Annotated in this window: 15 protein-coding genes; 9 read left to right on the top strand and 6 right to left on the bottom strand. The window is 54.2% G+C overall.

All coding sequences use genetic code 11. The features are described 5' to 3' along the window. The first annotated feature begins 1 nt into the window (after window position 1). The gene (locus tag NIG5292_RS02025; RefSeq protein ID WP_177193423.1) at window positions 2-1465 is read left to right on the top strand and encodes a carboxypeptidase M32; all 1464 of its coding nucleotides are present in this window, start codon (window positions 2-4) and stop codon (window positions 1463-1465) included. On the opposite strand, the gene NIG5292_RS02020 is transcribed toward NIG5292_RS02025, so the two are convergent. The 6 genes from NIG5292_RS02020 to NIG5292_RS01995 form a co-directional block, all read right to left on the bottom strand. After that, entirely contained in the window at window positions 1462-1911 is a 450-nt protein-coding gene (locus tag NIG5292_RS02020; protein WP_306372337.1) for a disulfide bond formation protein B, read from the bottom strand. The genes NIG5292_RS02025 and NIG5292_RS02020 overlap by 4 nt on opposite strands. Beyond that, a complete protein-coding gene (locus NIG5292_RS02015; protein ID WP_048597670.1) occupies window positions 1908-2486 on the bottom strand; it encodes a YqaA family protein in 579 nt (192 codons plus the stop codon). The genes NIG5292_RS02020 and NIG5292_RS02015 overlap by 4 nt, the downstream gene beginning before the upstream one ends. A 158-nt stretch (window positions 2487-2644) precedes the next feature. Beyond that, window positions 2645-3853 (bottom strand): NADP-dependent isocitrate dehydrogenase, encoded by a 1209-nt coding sequence (locus tag NIG5292_RS02010; RefSeq protein WP_048597669.1) that lies wholly within the window; start codon window positions 3851-3853, stop codon window positions 2645-2647. A gap of 129 nt (window positions 3854-3982) precedes the next feature. Beyond that, the gene (locus NIG5292_RS02005) at window positions 3983-5179 is read right to left on the bottom strand and encodes an HD domain-containing protein (RefSeq protein ID WP_048597668.1); all 1197 of its coding nucleotides are present in this window, start codon (window positions 5177-5179) and stop codon (window positions 3983-3985) included. Continuing rightward, on the bottom strand, window positions 5176-5418 hold the full coding sequence (locus NIG5292_RS02000; RefSeq protein ID WP_048597667.1) for a hypothetical protein: 243 nt from the start codon (window positions 5416-5418) through the stop codon (window positions 5176-5178). Before NIG5292_RS02000 ends, NIG5292_RS02005 begins: the two co-directional genes overlap by 4 nt. Before the next feature lie 79 nt (window positions 5419-5497). After that, window positions 5498-6151: an alpha/beta hydrolase gene (locus NIG5292_RS01995; protein WP_048597666.1), complete on the bottom strand. Its 654-nt coding sequence runs from the start codon at window positions 6149-6151 to the stop codon at window positions 5498-5500. Between the two features lie 209 nt (window positions 6152-6360). Here NIG5292_RS01995 and iscR point away from each other — a divergent pair, with 209 nt between their 5' ends. From iscR to NIG5292_RS01955, 8 genes are all read left to right on the top strand, one after another. Continuing rightward, on the top strand, window positions 6361-6819 hold the full coding sequence (gene iscR / locus NIG5292_RS01990; protein WP_048597665.1) for a Fe-S cluster assembly transcriptional regulator IscR: 459 nt from the start codon (window positions 6361-6363) through the stop codon (window positions 6817-6819). A gap of 6 nt (window positions 6820-6825) precedes the next feature. After that, window positions 6826-7869: a cysteine desulfurase family protein gene (locus tag NIG5292_RS01985; protein ID WP_048597664.1), complete on the top strand. Its 1044-nt coding sequence runs from the start codon at window positions 6826-6828 to the stop codon at window positions 7867-7869. 70 nt (window positions 7870-7939) lie between these two features. After that, a complete protein-coding gene (gene sufB / locus NIG5292_RS01980; protein WP_048597663.1) occupies window positions 7940-9445 on the top strand; it encodes a Fe-S cluster assembly protein SufB in 1506 nt (501 codons plus the stop codon). A gap of 139 nt (window positions 9446-9584) precedes the next feature. Then, window positions 9585-10343 carry a Fe-S cluster assembly ATPase SufC gene (gene sufC / locus NIG5292_RS01975; RefSeq protein ID WP_048597662.1) on the top strand — a complete coding sequence of 253 codons (759 nt, stop codon included), beginning with the start codon at window positions 9585-9587 and terminating at the stop codon, window positions 10341-10343. Between the two features lies 1 nt (window position 10344). Beyond that, window positions 10345-11634: a SufB/SufD family protein gene (locus NIG5292_RS01970; protein ID WP_048597661.1), complete on the top strand. Its 1290-nt coding sequence runs from the start codon at window positions 10345-10347 to the stop codon at window positions 11632-11634. Window positions 11635-11686: 52 nt separating this feature from the next. Next, entirely contained in the window at window positions 11687-12121 is a 435-nt protein-coding gene (locus NIG5292_RS01965) for a hypothetical protein (protein WP_233488144.1), read from the top strand. Next, a complete protein-coding gene (locus tag NIG5292_RS01960; RefSeq protein WP_048597659.1) occupies window positions 12118-12699 on the top strand; it encodes a YIP1 family protein in 582 nt (193 codons plus the stop codon). The genes NIG5292_RS01965 and NIG5292_RS01960 overlap by 4 nt, the downstream gene beginning before the upstream one ends. Window positions 12700-12726: 27 nt before the next feature. Then, on the top strand, window positions 12727-13947 hold the full coding sequence (locus tag NIG5292_RS01955) for a cysteine desulfurase (protein ID WP_048597658.1): 1221 nt from the start codon (window positions 12727-12729) through the stop codon (window positions 13945-13947). The last annotated feature ends 47 nt before the right edge of the window (window positions 13948-13994 follow it).

The raw sequence follows: 13994 nt of genomic DNA, 5'->3' as shown, positions 1-13994 counted from the left end.
GATGTCTTACGCTGAATTGATGGCATTTGTCCGCGAAACCCAAGCGCTTGGGCAAATCGCGGGGCGATTGGGCTGGGACCAGGAGACAGTGATGCCCAAAGGTGCGGGGGCACAGCGGGCGGAAGAGCACGGCGCAATGGCAAAGGTTTTGCATGCGCGTGGCACAGATCCGCGCATCGCAGAGTGGCTTGACGCCGCCACGCCAGAAACGCCGGAGCAGGCCGCGCAATTACGCCATATAAAAAGAAGTTATGCGCGGGCCACGAAAGTACCAGCAGATCTTGCTGCACAGATCGCCAAAGTGACATCGCTGTCCCAAGGTGTATGGGCCGAGGCGCGTGTGGCCGATGATTTTGCAGGCTTCGCGCCGACACTGTCGCAAGTTGTGGCGCTGAAGCGCGAAGAGGGCGCTGCGTTGGCAGATGGCGGAGATGTGTATGACGCCATGCTTGATGATTACGAGCCGGGCATGACGGCGGCAGAGTTGTCAGCGATGTTTGATGCGCTTCGTCCGGGTTTGGTTGCCCTGCGTGATAAGGTGATGGGGCGCGCGCAACCGCCTGGGCTCAGGGGGTCGTTTGATGAGGCGCGCCAGTTGGAGCTGTCTTCGAAATTGGCGCAGGTCTTTGGGTATGATCTATCCCGCGGACGTATCGACAAAGCGGTGCACCCCTTTTCATCTGGTAGCGGTCAGGATGTGCGTATCACCACCCGCACGGCGGCGGATGACCCTTTCAATTGTTTCTACTCGACCATCCACGAGGTTGGCCACGCGTGTTACGAGCAAAACATCGATGATGCATATTTGTTGACGCCCCTTGGTGCGGGTGTGTCGATGGGCGTGCATGAAAGCCAGAGCCGCATCTATGAAAACCAGTTAGGGCGCAGCCGTGCATTCACGGGCTGGCTTTTTGGCCAAATGCGCGATGCGTTCGGTGATTTTGGTGTGGCCGACGAGGACACGTTTTTCCGTGTTGTGAACCGGCTGAACACGGGGTTCATCCGCACTGAGGCCGATGAGGTGCAATACAATCTGCATGTGGCCCTTCGCTTCGATCTTGAGCGTCAGTTGATGTCTGGTGCGCTTGATGTTGCTGATCTGGAGGATGCGTGGAACAGCCGTTTTGAGGCTGATTTCGGCTATGCCCCTGACCGTGCAAGCAATGGGGTTTTGCAAGATGTGCACTGGCCTGTTGGTCTGTTTGGGTATTTCGCGACCTATTCGCTGGGTAATGTTTATGCCGGGTGCCTGCATGAAGCACTGCGCCGAGACGTCACGGGCCTGGATGACATGCTTGCTAACGGGGACACTTCTGCGGCCACCGGTTGGCTGCGACGCAATGTGCAGTGCCACGGTGGGCTTTACCGACCGAAAGAAGTCATTGCAAAGGCTTGCGGCACGTCAGAGGCAGAGATCACAGAAGCGCCTTTGTTAGCCTATCTGAACGAGAAATTCGCGTCTTAGCGGCGGGCTGCAGCCACCCAAATCAGCGCAAGTGCAAGGCTCACGATGCCGTTCCAAGTAGGCATTGATAGCCCAAGAAACACCCATGCGATGTCATCGCACATCACCACTTTGCCGGCGGCGTTGGGATCCAGCAGTGCATTGCCCGACAAGCCCGACAGACCGCCACCAGTGCAACTTGATGGGCCTTCCCACCACTTTTGCTCTACGCCTGAGTGATAAAATCCAATCGCGGAGGTGGTCGCAGCAGCAAGTGCACCGAGCCATGCAATAACGCGTGCGGGGAAAATCAACATCAAGCCGCCCAACACGATTGCGGCAGCATGTGGCCAGCGTTGCCACAGGCACATTTTGCAAGGTGCGAGCCCGCCAAAATGCTGAAAGCCATAGGCCGCAACCATAAGCGCGAGTGAACCACCCGCCGCGATCAAACTAAGACGCTTCATAGAAATTTCACCGCATAAACGCCGCCAATCAAAACCACGACAAAGAGTGTGAACATCAACGGTAGCCGCTTTTCGATGAAGGTTTTGATAGGGGCGCCAAATTTCCACAACAGTGCCGCGACGATGAAAAAGCGCAGTCCGCGTGCGATAATCGATGTGACGATGAATGTGCCCAACGGCATCGCAGTCCAGCCCGACATGATCGTGATGACTTTGTAGGGGAAAGGCGTGATCCCCGCGATGAGAACCGCCCAGAACCCGACGTCATTAAAGCGGCCATTGAAGGCTTCCATGCTATCGGCCTTGCCCAAGGCCTGCAAAATCGGTTGTCCGACGGTGTCAAAGGCCAGTGCCCCGATTGCATACCCTAAGAGGCCGCCCAAAACCGATGAGACAAGTGCAACACCTGCAATCACAAACGCCCGTGACGGGGCAGCAAGGATCATCGGGATCATCAAAATATCGGGGGGAATGGGAAAGATCGAACTTTCCACGAAAGACACAAGTGCGAGTACCCAAAGCGCGTGAGGGTGCTCGGCCATGGACAAAGTCCAATTGTACAACCGTTGGATCATATGGCTCGCCTCACCGCGTTACGAAGAACTTTAGCTAACGGTGATAGCGAGATTGGACGAGGGGTCAACCAGTGGGAAAGGCTACTTGTCTGGATATTTATAAACAAAAGAAGGCCCCCACCGCCGCGCATGAGATTAGCAACGGTGAGGGAAGGCATTTACATGGCCGCGTTGAGGTTTTGGTCGATCTTTTCCAAGAACCCTTCTGTGGTCAGCCAGCTTTGATCCGGACCAACCAGCAGCGCCAAATCTTTGGTCATGAAGCCGGATTCAACCGTGTCCACAATTACTTTTTCGAGCGTCTCAACAAACTTCATAAGTTCCGCGTTATTGTCGAGTTTCGCGCGGTGCTTCAGACCACCTGTCCACGCATAGATAGAAGCGATCGAGTTGGTCGATGTTGCTTCGCCCTTTTGGTGCTGACGGAAGTGGCGCGTGACGGTGCCGTGTGCGGCCTCTGCCTCAACGATTTTGCCGTCCGGCGTCATCAATTGACTGGTCATCAACCCGAGCGAGCCGAAACCCTGAGCGACTGTGTCCGACTGTACATCGCCGTCGTAGTTTTTGCAGGCCCACACGAATTTGCCTGACCATTTCATCGCGGAAGCGACCATGTCGTCGATCAAGCGGTGCTCGTACCAGATGCCAGCCTCTTTGAATTTTTCGGCAAACTCTGCGTCAAAGACTTCTTGGAACAAGTCCTTAAAGCGGCCGTCATAGGCTTTCAGGATTGTATTTTTAGTCGACAGATACACAGGCCATCCGAGGTTCAGCCCGTAGTTGAACGACGCCCGCGCAAAATCAATGATTGATGCATCAAGGTTATACATGCCCATGGCCACACCCGCAGAGGGGCTGTCGTAGACATCTTTTTCGATCACTGTGCCGTCTTCGCCCACGAATTTCATTGTCAGCTTGCCAGGGCCGGGCATCAGGAAGTCTGTAGCCTTGTACTGATCGCCAAACGCATGACGGCCAATCACGATGGGGTCCGTCCATCCTGGCACAAGGCGGGGCACGTTTGAGCAAATGATCGGCGCGCGGAACACAACGCCACCCAGAATATTGCGGATCGTCCCATTGGGTGAGCGCCACATCTTTTTGAGGCCAAACTCTTCGACACGTTGCTCATCTGGGGTGATCGTCGCGCATTTGACGCCGACGCCGTATTTCTTGATGGCTTCTGCTGCATCAATAGTGATTTGGTCATTGGTCTCGTCACGTACTTCCATTCCCAAATCGTAGTATTTCAGATCAAGATCGAGATACGGCAGGATCAGCTGCTTCTTGATGAAGTCCCAGATAATGCGTGTCATTTCATCGCCATCGAGTTCAACGACGGGGTTCTCTACCTTAATTTTGGTCATGATTGGGCCCTTTGCAATTTGGCTGGCTCGTGAATCAACGGGTGTTTCAGGCTTTGGTTAGCGCAAAAACTTTTCCAACGAAAGCATAGTATGCAATTGTATACTAATAAAGAGTGAAGCAACTACGCGCTAAGTATTATTGGCAAACCAGAGATCAATTTCAGGCTTTATTGCATTCCAAAGGGTGGGAAAGCCGCGTTTGATTTTTGCAGCTACACGGGCTTCAAGCTGTTCGCGCGTGACGTGATAGGTTGGCCAAGTTCCACCGTGTTGTGCAAGATTGGCCAAGACGGGCTGTGCGCGGTCAATGGACTTGGCGAAGATCGCGTTGGGGCTTTGGGCGGCTTCAAATTCTTGCCATAGCACAGTCAGCTCAGTGCCTTCCTTGTGAGGCAGAAGGCCAAAAATTCGCGTAGCGGCGGCTTGTTCCTGGCTTTCGATTTCAGCGGCGTCAAAGCTACCGTGAATGGGCGTGTCGCCAACGTCCACTTCAACAATATCATGGATAAGCAACATCTTGATGATTGTCGCGGCCTGCGTATCTGCCAAAAGATCTGTTGCGTGACCTGACAAGATCAGCCCGAACATGGCGAGATGCCAGCTGTGCTCGCCCGAGTTTTCCAGCCGTGGGTCACTCAAAATGGGTGTGGCGCGTAGGACTTGTTTCAGCGCGTCTGTCTGATGGATGAATGCGGTGATGTCGGCCAGTGGCCCTGTTATAGCTTGGTCGTGGTGCAACGCATCCAGTAACTCATACGCAGCTGGCCAAGTTTGCTTGAGGCGCGAGGCGCGGCCCGTCGCAAGGTTATCAACGCCGATTTGGATATGGTCATCACTGGCGCGTGCGCCCGTCATTACCATCAGTTCTGGGTGAAGGTGATCGCAACTTCGTGCAAAAACCGCTGTGTCAGATGTGCCAGTATCAAATTCGCGCCACAATGTATGAAGTGCGGCGCCTTGTGCGGCTGGCAAAAGTCCAAAAAGGCGGGTGGCAGCTGCTTCTTCTTTGGCGGCAATTGCGGCGTTGTCGTGACGCAAATGAATTGGGTGGTCGCCTGCGTCGATCTCAACAATGTCGTGGATCAACAGCATTGCGATCGCGCGGTCAACGTCGACCGGTTTGGGGAAATAGGGGGCGGCGACCAGTGCAAGAAGTGCTACGTGCCAACTGTGCTCGGCGGTATTTTCAGGGCGCGCATTGGTGGTCAAAAGGTTGTTGCGGTTGATCTGCTTCAGCCGGTCGATCTCGCGCAGGAACGTCAATTGCTGATCAAGATCATGGGGCGTGTCCGGCGCAGGAACTGGCCAGTGGGTGGCATCGGTCATGTGTGTGGGTTGGTATCCGTGGAAGCGCGGTGGACGCGCAAAGTTTCAACAAGAAACGCGCGGGCTTTTTCAGCGGCCATTTTCGTGCGCACGTTGGTCAGAAAGGCTTCCTCAAGAGTTTGCGAGGAGGCGCCCAACACAGATGCGACCTGAATGAAAAGCCGTTCGTCGCCAATTTCTTTTTGGACGGCGATACACTCGGCTGCCAACTCAGAAGCCATCTTTTGAAGGTCGTCCATGGGCGGTTCCTTAGGGCGGAAAGATCGTACTGGTAACGGTATAGGAGCAGACGCAGCCGTTGAAAGCTGCGCCTAATTTTTAGCGTGTGTTTTCGGTTAAACGACGTTGGACGTAGCTGGTCGTTGTATCGATCAGTGTGTCCATGTGGTCTTCTTCAAAGAAGTGACCAGCGCCCGGCACCTCATCATGGGTGATGGTGATGCCTTTTTGTTCGTGCAGCTTATTCACGAGGTTCACGGTGTCGGCGGGTGGTGCGACACGGTCGTTTGAACCGTTGATGATCAGGCCAGATGACGGGCAGGGCGCCAAGAACGAGAAGTCGTACATATTGGCGGGCGGTGAGACCGAGATGAACCCCGTGATTTCAGGGCGGCGCATCAACAGCTGCATACCGATCCACGCGCCAAACGAAAAGCCAGCGACCCAGCAGTGTTTGGAGTTGTTGTTCATCGACTGCAGGTAATCCAGTGCAGATGCCGCATCTGACAGCTCGCCGACCCCTTGGTCATATTCACCTTGGCTGCGTCCTACGCCGCGGAAGTTAAACCGCAGGACCGTGAAGCCCATGTTGTAAAACGCGTAGTGCAGGTTGTAGACGACCTTGTTGTTCATCGTGCCGCCGAATTGCGGGTGTGGATGAAGAACGATAGCAATAGGCGCGTCTTTTTCTTTCTGGGGGTGGTAACGACCTTCGAGGCGGCCTTCGGGGCCAGGGAAAATGACTTCGGGCATAGGGGTCCCTTAATGTGGCTGCGCCGCGGGGCTGCGTGCGCTTCGGACGATATCTGTTCGCGGTTCACTCAGTGCGGGGTGCGTATTGACGCCGCCGGTTGAGAACTTTAGAACGGTTCTAAGTTGTGTCTGATCTGGCGTAGGCCAAGCAGGTCTTATCGACCTATGCGCAAACGGTTAGATCGTCAATCAATTGGGAATATTTTGCCATGAAATTAAGCACTAAGGGGCGCTATGCGATGGTTGCTCTGGCGGATTTGGCACTTCAACCGGCGGATCAGCTGACGTCTCTTGGTGAAATTGCCAAGCGGCAGGATATCTCGATGCCATATCTGGAGCAGTTATTTGTGAAGTTGCGGCGCGCAGAACTGGTAAGTTCCGTGCGCGGGCCGGGTGGGGGCTACCGTTTGGGACGCGCGGCGTCTGAAATTCGGGTGGTGGATATTCTTGCGGCGGTAGATGAGACGGTAAACGCGCTACACACAGGTGCGGGGGCTTCTGGTGGGTTGTCTGGCAGTCGCGCGCAGAGCATGACCAATCGGTTGTGGGAAGGGCTGAGCGCGCATGTCTATGTGTTTTTGCACCAAACGCGGCTTAGTGACGTTGTGGGCAACGGGCTTGCGCCGTGTCCGGCGGTGCCAAACCTGTTTGAAGTTGTGGACGACTAAGCTGTGATGGGTCCGCGTACATATCTTGATTACAACGCCACGGCCCCTTTGCGGCCCGAGGCGCGCGCTGCGATGATTGCGGCGATGGATGCGGTTGGTAATCCATCGAGTGTTCATAGTGAGGGACGCGCAGCCAAAGCGATTGTAGAGCGCGCCCGCCAGCAGATCAGTGATGCACTTGGTGCAGCGGGCAGTGATATTGTCTTTACGTCGTCTGCCACAGAAAGCGCCGCACTTGCGCTTGCAGGGCGGGATTTGCACGCAGCACCGATTGAGCATGACGCGGTTGCGGCTTGGGTCACGCCGGATTTACCCCTGAAAGAGGGGCAGGTTCAGGTGTCTAACGCAGGGCAATCATGTGTTCAGATTGCCAATTCTGAAACTGGTGTGATCCAAAAATTGCCATCTGGTCTTGCGGTGAGCGATTTGACCCAAGGGTTCGGGAAGCTGCCGCTTGCCTTTGACTGGACGGGCATCCGAATGGGGTTGGTTTCCGGTCACAAACTTGGTGGTCCCAAAGGCGTCGGCGCAGTGGTGTTTCCGCAAGGAACTGATCTGCAGGCGCAAATTAAGGGCGGCGGCCAAGAAATGGGGCGGCGGTCTGGTACTGAAAATGTAATCGGGATCGCTGGTTTCGGGGCTGCGGCCGAGGCAGCAGCGCGTGATTTAGCTGACGGTGTTTGGGAACGGATCACAGAACTTAGAATTATTCTAGAAAACTCCCTTGCGTCCGGTGCTAACCAGACTATTTGTGTCGGGAAAGGTCTTGAACGGCTGCCGAATACGAGTTGCTTCATCACGTCCGGTTGGAAGGGCGAGACACAGGTCATGGCGATGGATCTCGCTGGGTTTGCGGTTTCTGCCGGTAGTGCGTGCAGCAGCGGCAAAGTCCGCGCCAGCGGTGTGTTGCAGGCGATGGGCTACTCAGAGACCGAGGCGAGCTCAGCGATCCGTGTGTCGCTTGGGCCGGAGACAACAGAAGGTCAGGTGCTGCGGTTTGCGCAGGCCTGGTTGAAAGCAGAACAGAAGTGGCGCGCACGCGCTGCATGAACGACGAAAGCCCCGTGGGGGCGCGCTGAAAAACAGAGTGCCAAACGGGGCCATAGGAAGGGAAATCGAGATGAGCTTGGATGTAGAAGTCAAAGACGGCGTCGATCAGGAAACTGTGGATGCAGTCAAAGAGCTGTCGGGGACGTATAAATACGGCTGGAACACGGATATCGAGATGGAATACGCGCCTAAGGGCGTGAACACCGATATCGTAAAGCTGATCTCTGAAAAGAACGAAGAGCCCGAGTGGATGACCGAATGGCGTCTGCAGGCCTTTGAGCGGTGGGAAAAGATGACCGAGCCAGAGTGGGCGATGGTGAGCTATCCCAAAATCGATTTTCAGGATCAGTACTATTACGCGCGTCCGAAAAGTATGGTGGAAAAGCCCAAGTCACTTGATGAGGTCGATCCCAAGCTGTTGGCGACATATGAAAAGCTGGGAATTCCGCTGAAGGAACAGGCGTTGCTCGCTGGTGTAGAAGCGCCGGAAGAAGAGCGTAAAGTGGCCGTGGATGCGGTGTTTGACAGTGTTTCTGTTGGCACAACATTTAAGGATGAGCTTGCCAAAGCTGGTGTGATATTCTGCTCCATCTCGGAGGCCATTCGTGAGCACCCCGAATTGGTGAAGAAGTACCTCGGTTCTGTCGTACCGGTCAGTGATAACTATTACGCGACGCTCAATTCTGCCGTTTTCTCGGATGGTTCGTTTGTTTACGTGCCGCCGGGTGTGCGTTGCCCGATGGAGCTGAGCACGTATTTCCGGATCAATGCTGAAAACACAGGACAGTTTGAGCGCACACTGATCATCGCCGACAAAGGCTCATACGTGTCTTACTTGGAAGGGTGCACGGCGCCACAACGTGACACAGCACAGTTACACGCTGCCGTTGTTGAGATCGTCATCGAAGAAGACGCGGAAGTAAAATACTCGACCGTTCAGAACTGGTACCCCGGTGACGAAGACGGCAAAGGCGGCATCTACAACTTTGTGACCAAGCGCGCCGATTGTCGTGGCGACCGTGCAAAAGTGATGTGGACGCAAGTGGAGACCGGCTCTGCGGTGACTTGGAAATACCCAAGCTGCATTTTGCGCGGCAACGATACGCAAGGTGAGTTCTACTCAATTGCGATTGCCAACAACATGCAGCAGGCCGACACTGGTACAAAGATGGTGCACTTGGGCAAGAACACCAAGTCACGGATCGTGTCGAAAGGGATCAGCGCGGGCAAAGCGCAGAATACCTATCGTGGTTTGGTTTCGATGCACCCCAAAGCGAAGAATTCGCGCAACTATACCCAGTGTGACAGCCTTCTGATCGGTGATAAATGTGGTGCTCACACGGTGCCGTACATCGAGGTGAAGAACAACTCGAGCCGTGTTGAGCATGAGGCGACCACATCAAAAGTCGATGATGAGCAGCTCTTTTACTGCCGCCAGCGCGGTATGGACGAGGAAGAGGCGGTTGCATTGGTCGTGAATGGTTTCTGTAAGGAAGTGCTTCAGGCGCTGCCCATGGAATTTGCGATGGAAGCACAGGCGCTTGTTGCCATTTCACTTGAAGGGTCGGTTGGATAACCTGCACTTTACTCTGAATTAATTTGGTGGATATCGATCTACTAAAAACATGAATACAAAGGCTTACGGTTCGTAGTTAAAGTAAAAAAATGAGTTTGCTTCAACTGAACCGGTCAGCCGCATACGAAGGACACTACCGATGCTAGAGATCAAGAACCTGCACGTAAAATTGGAAGACGAAGACAAGCAAATCCTAAAAGGCGTTGATCTGTCTTTGGAAGCGGGCAAAGTGCACGCGATTATGGGGCCAAACGGGTCTGGTAAATCGACGCTTTCGTATGTGCTGTCTGGCAAGGATGGCTATGAGGTTACGGAAGGCTCAGCGCATTTGCAGGGCGAAGATGTGCTCGACATGGAACCCGAAGAGCGTGCTGCGGCTGGTCTATTTTTGGCGTTTCAATATCCTGTGGAAATCCCCGGTGTTGGGAACATGACGTTTCTGCGCACAGCGGTGAACGCACAGCGCAAAGCGCGTGGTGAGGAAGAACTTTCTGCAGGTGATTTCTTGAAGGTTGTGCGCGAGAAAGCCAAAACGCTCAAAATTGACGCAGAGATGCTGAAGCGTCCTGTTAATGTGGGCTTTTCCGGTGGTGAGAAAAAGCGCAACGAGATTTTGCAGATGGCAATGCTTGAGCCAAAGATGTGCATCCTTGATGAGACTGACTCTGGCCTTGATGTTGATGCGATGAAACTTGTGTCGGAAGGCGTGAATGCGCTGCGTGACGCAGGGCGCACGTTCTTGGTGATTACGCACTACCAACGTTTGCTCGATCACATCAAACCCGACGTTGTGCATATCATGGCAAACGGTCGAATTGTGAAAACAGGTGGCCCAGAGCTGGCGCTTGAAGTTGAGCAAAATGGCTACGCCGACATCTTGGCTGAAGAGGTGGCCTGAGATGGGATTGCCTGACATCAAAACAAACCTGACTGATGCGCGCCTTGCCGCGCAGCCTGTGCCACAAAGCGGTGCATGGCTTGCCGCGGCGCGTGATGACGCCTTGGCGCGGCTCCGTGCAATGGGTCTGCCGACCAAGCGCGATGAGTATTGGAAATACACTGACCCAAGCACATTGACCGAAGCGGTAGCCCAAAGCGCAGACGTATTTGACGCAGCGGACGAAGCGCCGCTTTATGACGGTATCGACCGGCTGAAGTTAGTGTTCGTCGATGGTGTTTTTGATGTGGATGCCTCTGACGACATGGCGCCTGAGGGTGTTACGATTGAGCGGCTTGCTGATGCGGGTGCCGCGGATATCCACTGGGCGAAAGATCTCTATGGTGTTTTGGAAGCCAAAGGTCAGTCGCCAGTTGAGCGTCCGCTCGCGGCCCTGAACTCTGCCACGGCAACCGACGGCGTTTTGATCCATGTGACTGGCACGCCAAGCAAACCGATTAGCCTGATTTACCGTCATGCCGATGCAACCAGCGACGCGACCCTGCACCACGTGATTAAGGTTGATGCGGGTGCGGAAGTTACTGTGCTTGAAAACGGTCCTGCTGCAGCGCGTTTTAACAAATGCATGGAAGTCGATGTTGCTGACACTGGCGTGTTTCATCACATCCGTGCGCAAGGACGTGATCATGAGCGCCGTGCGGTGACACACATCTTTGGCCGCTTGGGCAAAGAGTCTGTCTTTAAATCCTTCACCATGACCGCCAACGGTGTGCTGACCCGCAACGAAGTTGTGCTTGAGCTGACGGGCGACGATGCACAGGCATCTGTTGCTGGCGCGTGCATGGGCGACGGTGCGTTTCACCACGATGATACGGTTTTCATCACCCACGACGCGGTCAACTGTGAAAGCCGTCAGGTGTTCAAGAAAGTGCTGCGGAACGGTGCGGTCGGCGTTTTCCAAGGTAAAATTCTGGTTCAGCCTGATGCGCAAAAAACAGATGGCTATCAGATTAGCCAATCTCTTTTGCTTGATGATGATAGCCAATTCCTTGCCAAGCCAGAGCTTGAAATTTACGCTGATGACGTTGCTTGCTCGCACGGATCGACATCAGGTGCCATCAACGAAGAAGCCTTGTTTTATCTGCGCTCACGCGGCGTAGAGAAGGGGACAGCTGAAGATCTTTTGGTGCTATCGTTTTTGGCAGAAGCCATCGAAGAGATTGAGAGTGACGACATCTCGGAAGACATCTTGGCCCGCCTCGAAGCGTGGCTGATGCGTCGCCGCGGTTAGGGTGTCTGTCAGCACTGATATTGTGGCGACGTACCGTGGGCCTGGAAAGGTCATGCGACGCTTGCTGACGGCTGGTCAACGTGAGGATCGGGCCCTCGCCATTTTGATGGCGGGGTGTTTGCTGATGTTCGTATCAAGCCTGCCGCGTCTTGCGCGCGAGCAGTTTGAGCAGGGCGGCGACCTTACGCAAATGTTGACCTATGAGTTTGTCAGCTGGATGCTGTTTTGGCCGCTGCTATTCTATATTTTCGCCGGTTTGATCCACGTGGTGACACGCCCATTTACGAAGTTGGGGACATTCTTCACCACACGGCTTGCGGTGTTCTGGAGCTTTTTTGCAGCAACCCCCCTCGCGCTTTTGAATGGCCTTACGGCAGGGTTCGTGGGCGAAGGGCAGGCGCTTGTGGCAGTTGGCGTCCTGTGGCTGGCTATGTTTTTGTGGTTTTTCATTGGCTCGCTGCGCGCAACCTTTCAGGTTCCATCATGAGCGGCTTTCCCGATATTGCCACGCTCTTTCGTGTGACATTGCGTGACCCGAAAGAGGGGGCGTTTGCAGCCCTTTCTTTGCCAATTCCGCGCGACGCTGCCATGCCCATCGTGTTGCTGGTATCGATCCTGTCTACGCTTTTGGCTTTGATCATTCAGTTTGTGGCCCCACAACAGCTGCCAAGCGGGATGGAGGAAATAGCACGCCCCGAACCTTGGTTACTTGCAGTGCGTCAGTTCGGTCAGTTGATGGTGCTGATTTGTGCGATCTACTTTGGCGGGCGTATTTTAGACGGGCGCGGCGGCTTTAAGGACGTTGCGGTCGTGCTGTCATGGCTGCAAATTTACTCAATACCTTTCCAACTGACGGTCGTTTTGTCGGCGGTATTTGCCCCGCAGTTAGGGGCTGTTCTGTTCATGGGGGTGGGTGCCTACCTGATCTATGTCATGGTGGGTTTTATCGATATCGTGCATGAGCTTGGCTCAATGTGGAAAGCCACAAAATTGCTGATCTTAGTACTTGTTGCGCTGGCCCTTGGCTTCAGCCTTCTATTAACCCTATTCGCCACTGGCGCGTAAGCCGCCGGCAAAAGGAGAGACCCCGAGATGTATAATGTAGCTGAAGTGCGCAAAGATTTCCCGATCCTGTTGCGTGAAGTGAATGGCAAACCGTTGGTTTATCTCGACAACGGGGCCTCTGCGCAAAAGCCGCAGGTGGTCATTGATGCTGTGACCAAAGGCTATGCGGAAGAATACGCCAACGTACACCGCGGGCTGCATTATCTGTCGAACCTTGCAACGGATAAATACGAAGCGGTGCGCGGCAAAGTAGCGAAGTTTCTTAACGCGCCATCAGAAGACGAGATTGTGTTCACCAGTGGCACGACTGAAGGCATTAACCTTGTTGCGTATGGCTGGGCGATGCCGCGTATGCAAGCCGGTGACGAAATTGTTCTGAGTGTGATGGAGCACCATGCCAATATTGTTCCGTGGCATTTCTTGCGCGAACGTCAGGGTGTTGTCCTAAAGTGGGTCGATGTTGACGCCAACGGCGCCCTTGATCCCCAAGCGGTGATCGATGCGATTGGCCCAAAAACAAAGCTGGTTGCAATATCTCATCTTTCCAATGTTTTAGGCACCAAAGTTGATGTGAAATCTATCACCGAGGCCGCGCACGCAAAAGGTGCTGCAGTGCTGGTAGATGGTAGTCAAGCGGCTGTGCACGGGCCCGTCGATGTGGCCGATATTGGCTGTGATTTTTACTGTGTCACTGGGCACAAGCTTTATGGTCCGTCAGGGTCTGGTGCGAATTATATCAAGATGGATCGCATGAAAGAGATGCGGCCTTTTATTGGCGGCGGCGACATGATCCGCGAGGTTCACCGCGACAGTGTGACATGGAACGCGCCCCCGATGAAATTTGAAGCGGGCACTCCTGGCATCGTTCAGACGATCGGCTTTGGTGTGGCGCTGGAATATATGATGGACCTCGGTATGGAAAATATCGCGGCCCATGAAGAAAAGCTGCGCGACTATACGTGGGCCAAGCTGAAGGGCCTGAATTGGTTGAATATTCAAGGGCAAACCTCTGATAAGGCTGCTATTTTCAGCTTCACAATTGATGGTGCTGCTCACGCGCACGATATTTCGACTGTGCTTGATAAAAAGGGCGTGGCCGTACGTGCGGGTCATCACTGTGCGCAACCATTGATGGAGCACATGGGCGTTCCGGCGACCTGTCGTGCATCTTTTGGTCTCTACAATACAGAGGCTGAGGTTGATGCGCTTGTTGATGCACTTGAGCTTTGCCACGAGTTATTTGCCTGAGACTGCGTAAAGCCGCAGTTTGATCAATATCGGCGTTGCGAGGAAAG

Origin of the sequence: Nereida ignava (assembly GCF_001049735.1) — a bacterium.
Lineage (GTDB): Bacteria > Pseudomonadota > Alphaproteobacteria > Rhodobacterales > Rhodobacteraceae > Nereida > Nereida ignava.
The sequence above is the reverse complement of the archived record's forward strand: the minus strand, read 5'-3'. Positions and strand labels throughout refer to the sequence as shown.

What these genes read in the sequence shown, in the direction of transcription:
- NIG5292_RS02020 (WP_306372337.1), bottom strand. Translation starts at nt 1,911, where the DNA reads ATGAAGCGTCTTAGTTTGATCGCGGCGGGTGGTTCACTCGCGCTTATG.
- NIG5292_RS02025 (WP_177193423.1), top strand. Translation starts at nt 2, where the DNA reads ATGTCTTACGCTGAATTGATGGCATTTGTCCGCGAAACCCAAGCGCTT.
- NIG5292_RS01970 (WP_048597661.1), top strand. Translation starts at nt 10,345, where the DNA reads ATGGGATTGCCTGACATCAAAACAAACCTGACTGATGCGCGCCTTGCC.
- NIG5292_RS01985 (WP_048597664.1), top strand. Translation starts at nt 6,826, where the DNA reads ATGGGTCCGCGTACATATCTTGATTACAACGCCACGGCCCCTTTGCGG.
- NIG5292_RS01965 (WP_233488144.1), top strand. Translation starts at nt 11,687, where the DNA reads ATGCGACGCTTGCTGACGGCTGGTCAACGTGAGGATCGGGCCCTCGCC.
- NIG5292_RS02015 (WP_048597670.1), bottom strand. Translation starts at nt 2,486, where the DNA reads ATGATCCAACGGTTGTACAATTGGACTTTGTCCATGGCCGAGCACCCT.
- sufB (WP_048597663.1), top strand. Translation starts at nt 7,940, where the DNA reads ATGAGCTTGGATGTAGAAGTCAAAGACGGCGTCGATCAGGAAACTGTG.
- NIG5292_RS02010 (WP_048597669.1), bottom strand. Translation starts at nt 3,853, where the DNA reads ATGACCAAAATTAAGGTAGAGAACCCCGTCGTTGAACTCGATGGCGAT.
- NIG5292_RS01995 (WP_048597666.1), bottom strand. Translation starts at nt 6,151, where the DNA reads ATGCCCGAAGTCATTTTCCCTGGCCCCGAAGGCCGCCTCGAAGGTCGT.
- NIG5292_RS02000 (WP_048597667.1), bottom strand. Translation starts at nt 5,418, where the DNA reads ATGGACGACCTTCAAAAGATGGCTTCTGAGTTGGCAGCCGAGTGTATC.
- iscR (WP_048597665.1), top strand. Translation starts at nt 6,361, where the DNA reads ATGAAATTAAGCACTAAGGGGCGCTATGCGATGGTTGCTCTGGCGGAT.
- NIG5292_RS01960 (WP_048597659.1), top strand. Translation starts at nt 12,118, where the DNA reads ATGAGCGGCTTTCCCGATATTGCCACGCTCTTTCGTGTGACATTGCGT.
- NIG5292_RS01955 (WP_048597658.1), top strand. Translation starts at nt 12,727, where the DNA reads ATGTATAATGTAGCTGAAGTGCGCAAAGATTTCCCGATCCTGTTGCGT.
- NIG5292_RS02005 (WP_048597668.1), bottom strand. Translation starts at nt 5,179, where the DNA reads ATGACCGATGCCACCCACTGGCCAGTTCCTGCGCCGGACACGCCCCAT.
- sufC (WP_048597662.1), top strand. Translation starts at nt 9,585, where the DNA reads ATGCTAGAGATCAAGAACCTGCACGTAAAATTGGAAGACGAAGACAAG.